Source organism: Adhaeribacter radiodurans (genome assembly GCF_014075995.1).
GTDB classification, from domain to species: domain Bacteria; phylum Bacteroidota; class Bacteroidia; order Cytophagales; family Hymenobacteraceae; genus Adhaeribacter; species Adhaeribacter radiodurans.
This window is the reverse complement of the sequence record NZ_CP055153.1, coordinates 5,036,664-5,048,322: the sequence shown is the minus strand read 5'-3', so window position 1 is coordinate 5,048,322 and position 11,659 is coordinate 5,036,664. Positions and strand designations below refer to the sequence as shown.

General features: G+C 41.1%; 6 protein-coding genes. 2 read left to right on the top strand and 4 right to left on the bottom strand.

Features of this window, described 5'->3' with window-relative positions:
• Nucleotides 1-80 precede the first annotated feature (80 nt).
• A complete protein-coding gene (gene purQ / locus HUW48_RS20075; RefSeq protein ID WP_182412642.1) occupies nt 81-773 on the bottom strand; it encodes a phosphoribosylformylglycinamidine synthase subunit PurQ in 693 nt (230 codons plus the stop codon).
• Nucleotides 774-1,355: 582 nt separating this feature from the next.
• Between purQ and HUW48_RS20070 the strand changes: the two genes are divergently transcribed.
• Nucleotides 1,356-2,240 (top strand): YicC/YloC family endoribonuclease, encoded by an 885-nt coding sequence (locus tag HUW48_RS20070; RefSeq protein ID WP_182412641.1) that lies wholly within the window; start codon nt 1,356-1,358, stop codon nt 2,238-2,240.
• A gap of 37 nt (nt 2,241-2,277) precedes the next feature.
• Nucleotides 2,278-3,267, top strand: a complete 990-nt coding sequence (locus HUW48_RS20065; protein WP_182412640.1) for a 2-hydroxyacid dehydrogenase — start codon at nt 2,278-2,280, stop codon at nt 3,265-3,267.
• A 119-nt stretch (nt 3,268-3,386) separates the two neighbouring features.
• Here HUW48_RS20065 and HUW48_RS20060 read toward each other — a convergent pair whose 3' ends face one another.
• The 3 genes from HUW48_RS20060 to sov form a co-directional block, all read right to left on the bottom strand.
• Nucleotides 3,387-3,773 carry a VanZ family protein gene (locus HUW48_RS20060; RefSeq protein ID WP_182412639.1) on the bottom strand — a complete coding sequence of 129 codons (387 nt, stop codon included), beginning with the start codon at nt 3,771-3,773 and terminating at the stop codon, nt 3,387-3,389.
• 42 nt (nt 3,774-3,815) lie between these two features.
• Nucleotides 3,816-4,196, bottom strand: a complete 381-nt coding sequence (gene gcvH / locus HUW48_RS20055) for a glycine cleavage system protein GcvH (protein WP_182412638.1) — start codon at nt 4,194-4,196, stop codon at nt 3,816-3,818.
• Between the two features lie 142 nt (nt 4,197-4,338).
• A complete protein-coding gene (sov, locus tag HUW48_RS20050) occupies nt 4,339-11,643 on the bottom strand; it encodes a T9SS outer membrane translocon Sov/SprA (protein WP_246343553.1) in 7,305 nt (2,434 codons plus the stop codon).
• Nucleotides 11,644-11,659: the final 16 nt, after the last annotated feature.

Below are 11,659 nucleotides of genomic sequence, written 5' to 3'. Positions count from 1 at the left end.
AATAGGCACAAACATAACAGCATAAAAAAAGCTCTTACTGCATAAGTAAGAGCTTTTTTTATTTATTAATTACAGTAACGTTAAACCGCTACCGTATCCAATATGGATTCAAAAATGGTAAGACCGTCTAAATTTCGTAAATCAGAATCAGCGGCACGTTCAGGGTGCGGCATCATGCCAAATACATTTTTAGCCGCATTACTAATTCCTGCAATGCTTTCTAAACTACCATTACAATTAAAACTTGCTTCGGTGTTGCCATTTGCATCGCAATACCGGAACATAACTTGTTCATTATCATTTAACTGCTTCAAGGTTGCTTCATCGGTAAAAAAACGACCTTCGCCGTGTGCTACCGGAATTTTATAAGCTTTGTTTATATCTAAGTGCCGGGTAGGCAACAAGGAGTTGGTTTCCGGTTTTATATAAACGTTTTTGCAAATAAATTTTTGCTCGATGTTGCGCAGCAAAGCTCCGGGCAGTAAGCCGGCCTCGGTTAAAATCTGGAAGCCGTTGCAAATACCCAACACGTAACCGCCTTTATTAGCGTGAGCAATAACTTCTTGCATAATAGGGGAAAAACGGGCAATTGCGCCAGAACGCAGGTAATCACCGTAAGAAAAACCACCGGGCAGTACAATAAAATCACAATTTTGCAGGTTGTGATCTTTATGCCAAAGCCGGGCTACAGGTTGTTGCGATGTGCGGCTTAAAACTTCGATCACATCCTGGTCGCAGTTAGAGCCTGGAAAAATTACTACACCAAATTTCATAGTGCAAATATAAGGGTTTTGTCTGGCCTAAAACTAATTCTGTTCGGTAATTATCCATCTTAGTTCTTTAATCCGAAATAAAAAGGGCTACTTTTAAAGTAGCCCTTTTTACTAAACGAAAGACTTATAATGAATAAGTTTTGTTTACATAAGTTAATGCTTCCTGCTCGCTAATGAGTTCACAATTTACGGTTATATAATCTGTAACCGCATCGTAGTTATGTAAACACCGCATATAACCATTACCTGGCGTTTTATAAATGGTATAGGTAGTATGAGAATACTTAAAATTATGAGTAGTGAAGGCTATTATCTTAAGTAAGTCTTTATCAAACTCTTTACCACATTTGGTTTTAAGAGTGTTATAAGAATTGAATTTCATAATTGCTAACAAACCTTTCCGCTTTTACTTCGTAGCGCACAAGATTAAGTGTTTTTTAGATAAATTAGTTTCCTTAACAGACTAAAACAATAACTTAAAATTGGATTGTTATTAGATTAGTGCAAAGAAAAAATAAAAATAGAAATATTGCTTTTTCGTGTACTTTTGATGCCTGTCCTAAACAGTAAAAATTAAAACGGATGTTAAAATCAATGACGGGCTACGGCCTGGCCCAGCGCGAAACCGACCAATATAGTATTTCAGTAGAAATAAAATCCCTTAACTCTAAAAGTATGGACTTATCAGTCCGGTTTCCTCGCTTTCTGGCCGACAAAGAGCATGAAATCCGGAACCTACTTACTAAGAACTTAGTACGCGGTAAAATAAACCTGACTATCGATTTTAATCGGAACCGGTTAGCTAAAACGCGTAATACTATTAACACCGAATTGCTGCAATTGTATTATTCGGAACTGGAGCAAGCGGCAGATAGAGTAGGAGCAGATAAAAGTGAACTGTTCCGACTGGCGTTGCAAATGCCGGAAGTAGTGCAACTAACTGGTACCTCGGAAGAAGAAACCGAAGTAATTAGTTGGGCCGAAGTGCAAAGTTTACTCGAAGAGGCCTTGCAGCAGTTCAACAACTTTCGGAACGACGAAGGCAAGGCTCTAACCACTGAAATTATGACGTATGTAGACCGTATCCGGATTTTGTTAGCCGAAATTGATAAACAGGATCCTATTCGGGTAGAAAACATTCGGAACCGTTTACGGGCCCATCTGGCAGAAATTAGTTCCTCTGAAGCTTTCAACGAAAATCGCTTTGAACAGGAAATGATTTACTTTATTGAAAAATTGGATATTGCTGAAGAAAAAGTGCGGCTGATCAACCATCTTCATTACTTTACCGAAACAGTTTTTTTACCAGAGCCTACCGGTAAGAAGCTAGGGTTTATTTCTCAAGAAATCGGGCGCGAAATTAATACCATTGGTTCTAAAGCCAACGATGCAGCTATTCAGCGCTTAGTAGTGGAAATGAAAGAAGAACTCGAGAAAATTAAAGAGCAACTCAACAACATTTTGTAGGAGAAAGCTTTTTAGCAAAAAATTAGAAATCTAGCTTATGCGAGTTGTTTTTTTTAGTGCGAAACCATACGATAAAAAATTTTTTCAGGAGCTAAATCAAACGTATGGGTATGAACTTTATTTTTTAGATGTACCCTTGCACGCTGATACAGCGGTACTGGCGCGTGGCTACGATGCAGTTTGCATTTTTGTAAACGACGAAGCGAACAAAGCAGTTATTCAGCAATTAGCTGATTTTAACGTGCAATTACTGGCTTTGCGTTCGGCGGGTTATAACCACGTAGATTTAGCAGCGGCCCAACAATATAGTTTACCAGTAGTACGGGTACCGGCTTACTCGCCGTACTCCGTGGCGGAGCACACCTTGGCCTTGGTGCTTACCCTTAACCGGAAAACTCATCGGGCCTACAACCGCGTACGCGAAGGAAACTTTTCGTTAACAGGTTTAATGGGCTTTGATCTGCATGGAAAAACGGTAGGGCTAATTGGCTTAGGTAAAATAGGTTTTGCTACTGCGCGTATTTTTAAAGGTTTAGGCTGCCGCGTTTTGGGTTATGATGTTGTAAAGCAACCAGAATGCGAAGAAATTGGTTTGGAATTTACGGATTTAGCTACCCTATATACCCAATCTGATATTATTTCTTTGCACTGTCCGCTTACGCCAGATACTTACCATCTTATTACAGATTCTTCTATTGCCCAAATGAAACGGGGAGTAATGCTGATTAATACCAGCCGGGGTGCCCTTATTGATACGCCAGCCGTAATTGAAGCCCTTAAACACGAGCATATTGGCTATTTAGGGTTAGATGTGTACGAAGAAGAAGGTGATTTATTTTTTGAAGATTTATCGGATAAAGTAATTCAGGACGACGTGTTTACCCGTTTGCTGGCTTTCCCGAATGTGCTGATTACCGGCCATCAAGCTTTTTTTACGCAAAATGCCATGCACAATATTGCCGAAGTAACCTTACAAAATATTACAGCATTTGCCCAAAAAGAGCCTTTAAAGAATGCTTTGTTCTAGATAGTAAGTGGTTCGTTAATGCATAGCTCTTGATCTGATAGCCCAGATAGTCTTTACTGGCAGTTTAGCAACTTAACAACAACTAAATAACAACGATAAACTAATTTAAGTAAGGCAATTTAGCTTGTTCTTTTATAAACCTTAACCAGGTAAAAAAATAAAATACCCAGCAACGCTCCAACTGTATTGTACACAACATCTACTATATCGGGTTGTCGGCCTAAGCGCATAAATCCTTGCAATAGCTCAATAATAATTCCGTAGCTAATCGCCAAGAATAAAGTTAAAAAAATCTGGCTTGTTCGTAATCCGGAGCCGGCCGATGATTTGGTAAAGCCATCTAAAACCAGAAACGCCCAAACCATAAATACAAACAAGTGGGCCAGCGAATGAATGCTGATTATGTTCCAGTCGGGTACTTTAGGTAAGGCTTGAGGAGGAAGCAGCGTTAAAATTAAAATTAACGCTGCCCAACCTACTGCTGGGAGATATGGTTTTGAAAACACAGAAGAATAAGGGTAAAAATACCGAAAGCTCTTTTTCCTTTATTAAGCGCCTACCAAATCCGCGTACGCTTCGGCAGTTAATAACTCTTCCACTTCGCTGGTATTATCGACCGAAAGTTTAATCATCCAGCCATTTCCGTACGGATCTGAATTAACCGCTTCGGGGTTAGAATCAAGTTTGGGATTTATTTCTAAAACAGTACCGGTAAGCGGACTAAATAAATCAGAAATGGTTTTTACTGCCTCTACCGTGCCAAATACTTCTTCTTTACTTACTTTTTTGTCAAGGGTGTCAATATCTACATATACAATGTCTCCCAACTCACTTTGCGCGAAATCAGTAATTCCTACGTAGGCAACGTCTCCTTCAAGGCGTACCCATTCGTGATCTTTAGTATAGCGTAGTTCCTGCGGTAAATTCATAGTTTTTTCAACATTTAGGTGTTTTTGCAATTACTGCCTTAGTATTATTGGTGTTAGAGCAAATATAATAATAAAATAAGCGTACTCCCGTAACTAAATTACAGGTCTACAGTAATACCGGCTTTTTCCATAAAGGTTTTAATTATTGCGATAAGCTGTAACGTAATTGAATTCCACCTTCCGAAACTGTATTTTTAAACGAGCTCGATATTTTTGGCTCCGATACTACCCGGGTAAAGTAAAACTGAATATTCAGCTTCTGATTTACTGTATAGTCGATGGTAGGTTTAATTTGAATTTGCTTGGTGCCGTTGGTAGGTACATTATCACTTCGTTGATTCAAGACTGTACCCAGACCCGTATTCGTGCTATCGCTAATAATGGACCGCTGAATAGTAATATTATCGCGTAAGGTAAAATCAAAACGAGCATTTAATTCGTTTTTAAGCACAATACGTTCTCCGTTTATTTTAAATGGCACCCGGAAATTAGTGGTAGCATAACCTAAACCAATTACGTAATCCTTAATTCCCACTTCAGTTACCTGCGCGTTGGTCATGTTCAAAGCTAAATTACGTTCCGTGCGGTATTCTATACGGCCAATCACGTTCTTCTGAGTTTTAAAATTAATGCCTAGCAGTGGGGTTAAACGTTCCATAAGCGTTACCTGACTAATAACGTAATAAGGAATAAACTCATTTTTAGCATTTATCTGGTTAGAAAAACCGGTTTCCGGCTCCGCTTTGTATTGCAACGAAGTAGAGAAACTATTAATGCTATACACCGAGCTGTAAGCATGCGTCAAAGAGAAAGAGCTAAAGTATTGTTTAATAAAAGGCAATTCTGCTAGCCCATTATAATCTACCCGCCAGTTGGGCAGCGGTATACTTTTAAATAAATTAGTAGATCTTTCGGCTTTTTTGGTTGGATTATAAGAGCCAACATCTTTACCCAAGTACGCATACATGAAAGCCGGAATTAATACATCCTGCGAGTTATTATTATAAACACCGCGCTTATCCGGGTTTGCTGCGGCCAATTTTTCAGCAATTGCCTGCCGGTTAGCAATAAATGTATCGAAAGCTTGTGAGTTGTTTCCCCGGCGACTTTCAAACATAGTACCTAACGAAATGATGGACGTACTAAATGAACCAGTATGAAGCGGACTTTGCAGCGAATCAATATTATTTAATGGTTTATTTCCTCCTTCCGCTACAGTTAACCGATAAAATGCTTCTTCAATATCGGAGCGTTCCCGGCGGGCTTCTACCTGGATGTTAAAGTTTTTGAAAGGAACCACATTGGTACGAGCCGAGAAGTTTTCAGTACGTAATCCACTAAACGGAGTATTTAGTAAATGACTACTATCCGTGTACCAACCGTTCTGATCTACCATATCGTATAAATCACTTAATGGGAACTGTTTACCTAAAATAAACGGCAGGCCGGGCGCACTAAATTCTTCATCGAAGCCAAAGAACTTAGATTTAGGTAAATAGCCCGGGATTAAGTTACCGCGTGTTAATTGGTACGTAAAGTTTATAGACTGCACGGCCATTAAAACTTTTAAGGTAGCCTTTAGTGCTTTTAACTCTGGTTTTTTCTCGGTGGTATCTTGAGCGGCTGGGGCACCCGGTACAGTTGGTTGCGGCGGCCGGGCTCCGGCAGCAGCTGTAGCAGGTGCTTCGTTTATGGCTTTTAAGAATTTAACTTTATTATACAAGCGCATTAAATCTACTTTACCCGTTACACTGGCGTCGCTGTTGTTCTGAATGGTATTACCTAAACCCAACGTATCACTAATTAAGACAGTGGAACCCGAAGTCCAGGTATAACCGGCGGCGTAGCGGGCATCGGCGCTCACCCAATCCGTTAATGGAAATTTATCGAGTGGTAACCGGTACGTTACGGCAGCGGACTGGTCAAAATTAGTAGTTCTGCCTCCTTTGTATAAGTTTTTCCAAATAACATCGCTTCTTTCCCGAACCAAAGGATCTTCGCTATGACTATCAATCTGCCCGCGCGGTTCATCTACTACCGAGCGATTGGTGGCGGTGTAATCAAATGATAAACTTTTTGTTAAATCCCATTTTAAATCATAAACCCGGTTAAAGAAAAAGGTCTTTTGAAAAGTAGCGAATTTAGGATCTAAAGGTTGCGGCGGCGCATTAGGATCGGTACGCCGTTGCAGGAACAGCTCATTATAACGGCGGTCCAGGTCGGCGCGGAAAGATACCCTACTCGGCAGGGGAGTAAAATTAAACTCCTGCAAAAATTTTAAATACGGCGATTTAAGAGCGGCTACTTTACTTAAAGGAGTATAGTTTTTAGGAGTACCATTAAAAGTATAGGCAAAACCACCGGTGTAGGTTTTAGTTAAATCTTTTTGAGTGAAAATATCCGTGTGCAATAATTCACTGTAAGCGTAGGACAAGGATACATTTTCAATATCATACGGGCGCGACTTCGCATCCGGGTCCGTTTTTTCTTTCCGGACGTTAAGTAAGTTAAAGCTTTTAGTAGTGGTTTGATTAACTACTTTTTTCCGGTACTCTCGCCTGGCTTCATCGCTCGTAAACTTTTTCAAAGATTGTTCGAGCGGTGTATCCGGATCTAAAGGATCATAACGAGGTTCCTGGGTCGTTTTGCCGTATTGCACTGCTACCGGAATACGAATACCTAATCTTTCGGGTAAAAACTTATCAGCGGTGATATTGGCATTTACGTCGAATTGAGCCGTGTTGGAACGAGCACGTTGCGCAATTTTTTCCTGTAAAGACCCAAACCCAACGGTAGTATAAGACCCGGTAGCTGAAATATTTGCTAAATCGGCAAGTTTAATATTAGCCCGCGCGTTTGCTGCCCAACCAGCTTTTTTATCAAAATCTGCTACGCGCAATTCATCGGCCCACACGCAGAAAGATTTATCGGCCCGATCCGTTGATTTAGGATTTAATACCCCTAACATAATTCCTTGCACCGAGCTGAAATCCGGGTTACCAACTACTACAATGCGTCTACCATCTGGCAAGTCTACAGGGAAGGGAACTAATAAACTAGCTTGCGCTTGATTACGGGCAGCTTTCGCATTAATAAAGTCCTGGAAAGCTACATCAATCATGTTTTCAACCTTCCAGATTTCCTGTTCGGCTGTTTCCCCATTCCGGGTCATTTTTAGTGGTAAGGAATATTCGTAATAGTTTTGAGTGTAATCGGTACCAATCCGGATAAAGGCACGTACTTCATCGTCGCGCGTGCTACCGTTCAGGCTTTGGGCATGGATAAACAGCTTTAAACGCTTGTAAATAAGCATATCCATGGTTACGTTTTTGTAAACTGCTTTCCCGAATGAATCTTTTAAATCATCCACACATATTTGCAATGATTGCTCGTTTTGGCGGCGGGTAGTAACCGATGAATTATCAAACTGCCGGTAAATTCCCGGTGGAATTACGTATTTAATATTGCCCGGATCTGCTTCCCCGTTTTCTTCCAGGTTTACCGTTGATACCGTAAAATTCTCTACATCGGTATCGCAATTACCCGTACAGGGTACACCTCCATCCGATACCGAACCCAGGTATTTACGCCATTGGTTCGATACAAATTGCATTTGAACGGTACGTAAAACTACGGGCTCCTGAAACTTGGTCAAATACATCCGCATGAACCGGATAGATTTAAAGCCTTGAATATTGTTTACTTTACTAGTTGGCTGTCGCACGGGTATCCGGAATAAATACCAATTTATGGAATCACCTTCTTTGGAGGTAGTAACTCTATCTACAATATAATTCTGACCTACTGCTAATTTACCGGGCCGTAAGTCAATTTTATACTCGTAATAACTTTCAACATCCGAAACAATATTATCTTTATTTAAATCTTCTTTATCCGGATAAGCATAAGCAGCTTCCACACTGTTTTCGGCGGAGTTGTTTTCCATGCCGTTAAAGTATTTATAACGGCCTAATATTTTTACATCCCGGTTATCGTAATCCTGGTTTAAATGGTGCCGGAAGTCATCGTTAGAAGGGTCAGGGAATTGCTGGTAAACGCCGGTGAAAAATTGCTTTTCTTCGGAATTATTTAAACCTTCCAAGCCAATATCCTGAAATTGCCGACTGCCAGAGTTATTATCGAAAGCATCAGTTAAAAACTGACGGCGTGTTACTACTCCCCAATCGGTAGGATCGGTATCCCGTTTAGTAGTACCCGTAGATGCTTCTGTGGGTAGGCCATTCTCAAACTCATAACGGTTCTGGTCTTTTAACAAATCTTCGGAAACGTTACCTAAGTTAAATACCAACTCACCCCCGGTAGTATTGGCTTTATCATTACCATCCTGGTCGGTAATATTGGCCAGCTTGGTATTCGGATTCGTTACTTGCAGAAATGGGTCCATCATCCAGAACTCCAAGTATTCAATATTGGCGTTATCAAAGTCAGTATCGAAGGTGATTTCCCGGCTAATACCCGCCCAGTTATCAATTGGGTTTTGAAAGTTGGGCAATAATTTACCATTTTTTACCGGCGCATCTGGCCGGTCTGTAGCATTAGGATTGTAATTATACTGTCCACGTTCGGCGGGGTAGTAGACTAAATCAAAGGGATATTCGTAATTGTTTACCGCATCTAAATCACGGTTTGGGAAAATCTCTTTCCGGTTAATTCCTCTTATATAGTGATTTCGTAAATCGCCGTCTGTAATATTATTCGGGTGCTGGTTACCGTTACGGTAGTATACCCCTTGGTCAATAGTGTACCAAGCTAAATGCGCCCGGTTATCGGCATACGCCCGGCCGGTTCTACCACCAATAAGGGGAGCAGGGGTAGCTGCTAAGCGCCAGTTATTGGTATTCGTGCTGCTAGACAGAGAGTAAGACGACTCTGCTCCTTCAAAATCATCAATATAAGAAACACCATCTTCCCCTTTTAATTTAGAACGAGCGGGTAGCAATTGCGCGAATTCGGCGTTAAAGGCTATAGCGGATGGTTCTTTGGTTTGAATAAAAGGTAGTTTATCCGTAAGCGTGGTTAACAAACGAGATTCCTTTTTCAGGTTGATATCTAAACCATAAATGGTGTTGTTTGAAGGTTCGTCGCCCAGGCTCACCCGGTTGTTGTTATAAGGTGTTTCGCCGAGATGCAATAAAGTAGCACCAATGCCGATATCACGACTTAAAGCATAATCAAAGCGGGCGCCAACCATAGCCCGTGGCTGCGGATTAATAATTTCGGCTTTCTCAAATTCTACTGCCAGGTTACTCGCCGAATTCAGATAACTCGGATTTAAAATTTTAACACGACCCAAGGCATAATCTACCCGGTAGTCTACCCCTTCCGTTAGTAAATTTCCGCCGGAACGCACCCGTACCGATCCTTCCGCCACCTGAATTCCAGGTAAAGCAATTTCGTCGGTCGCACTCGCCTGATAACGGCCTTTTAAGAAAAATTTAGATTTACTGGTAATCTGTTGGGCATCACTTTGCGTTTGGTCATAGAGTTCCTGATAAACGTATTTTTGTACCAGGTTCTCTTCGCCGGGAACAAATTTACTTTGCAAGTAAGAGCCAAACGGCTCTACTTCCGGGAAGAATATCCGCCCGTTTTCCGGATCAATCGTTAGCCCGGTTAAAAAGTCGAAGTTACCATCTGGTGGGGCATCGTTGTTGGTATTAACTTTATCTAAATTAAATACTTCTACTAAAGGTACATTTTGAATACTTCTACCTTCTTTTAAGCTGGTAATATCTACGCCGGTTTCATCATCTTTGTAGATAATATTCATTTGAAATCCTTCCCGGGTAATTTGGTTGGCGTTGAGTGAATAAACGTTCTTCATCATCAAATCCCAAGTTGGGTAACTCAGAGCCGGATTCGTAGATTTAAGCATTTTCAGGAATATTACCTCATTGTCGTTCACATTTTGGTAATCGTCCTGCAATTCACCTACGCGGTACACCCGGCCATTTAAAGTATATTCATACGCCACTCCTAGTACCTGTTCCGGCAACATCTGAATATTAAGAGAAATGTAACCTAGCTCCGCATTAAATTTATACTCCTTAGGATCGAGCCGGCGGGCTCGTACGTGTTCAAAATCTACAGTTTTCTGAAGTAATAAAGCAGCTCCTTGTAAGGTTTCATCCACCGTATTGTTATTCCGGTTGCCGCTTACTCTGCTATATATATTATTGGCATCGTTACTGGATGGGGCAGTAAGTGCAACACCAGCCTTGGCAAATTGATCCCGTAAAGTTTTGGTAGTATCAGCCTCGGCCAAATCCATCAAGGTAACTACGTTGCGTAAATTTTCCGTGGACCGGTTATCGTTGGTAATGTATACTTCTAACCGGCGAATGGTAATACCCGATTTTAACTGCGGTAAATCGCGTAAAGAGCGGTCGTACCGATCGCGAAAGAATTGAGAAAGAAAATAATGCCGGTCGCGTTCGTACTGATCCACCTTAATTTCAAAAGGCCGGTTTTGAGCGCCATTCTGAATATTTATTTGGTCGGTACGGCCGCGTACATTCGACATTACTGTTGTTACCCCCAAACGGCCAAATTGTAATTGCGCTTTTACCCCGAACAAGTTTTGGGCTCCACTGATTAAACTATTATTTAAAGGTAGGCTAACGTTACCCGCTTCAATTTTCCGAATAATTTCTTCTTCGAAGCCGGTATAGTCCATTTTAATGTTGTTCTCAAACTCAAAGTTAGCTTTGGTATCCCAATTAAAATTGAGTTTAAGTTTTTCACCAATTCGGCCTGTAACGTTTATTGCTAAATTCTGATCAAATTCAAAATCGCCTGTTCGTTGCCGCCGCAATGGTAAAGACTGGTTGAAATTGCGGCTAAACCGGGCTCCAAATTTAAGACCGGCATTTCCGTTGGTTTGAATATCCACGAAGTCGCCCCCAAAAATGCGATTGAACAACGGACTTACTACGGGTATTTTAGGACTAAGTAAAGAACGGCCCGAGGCTTTCTCTCCGGTCACCCCGCCTTCGGCTTTACTGCGCCAATAATTTCGAATGGCTTGCTGCTGCTGGTACTTAGTATATTCCTCGTACGTCATAATGGTAGGGTTCCGGAAATTCAGGTCTCCTACTTTTTCTTTAATTTCAAAATAACGTAAGCTATCATCCAGGTCGACGTTTAGATTAACATTGTCCGGATTTTTAAGTAATAAAGGTGAACGGGAGGTACGATTAGAAAAAGGGTCGCCCACCCGATCTTTTGGTCGGAAATCCGGGCGTCGCGATTTACGATAACCTTCGCTGGTAGTAGTATCTATAAGGGTAGTATCGGTAACAAAATTCCGGAATGCATTTAAATTTAAAGGATAATTTCCGGTCAATGTTCCAGCTTCCGATAGCCAACCGAACAGGGTAACAACCGCAACGGACGCAATTATTACTTGGTGTTTACTCTTATTCAAGCGGAATATAAAATTT

Coding starts and splice junctions, on each gene's coding strand:
- purQ (WP_182412642.1), bottom strand. CDS start 773: ATGAAATTTGGTGTAGTAATTTTTCCAGGCTCTAACTGCGACCAGGAT.
- HUW48_RS20070 (WP_182412641.1), top strand. CDS start 1,356: ATGTTAAAATCAATGACGGGCTACGGCCTGGCCCAGCGCGAAACCGAC.
- HUW48_RS20065 (WP_182412640.1), top strand. CDS start 2,278: ATGCGAGTTGTTTTTTTTAGTGCGAAACCATACGATAAAAAATTTTTT.
- gcvH (WP_182412638.1), bottom strand. CDS start 4,196: ATGAATTTACCGCAGGAACTACGCTATACTAAAGATCACGAATGGGTA.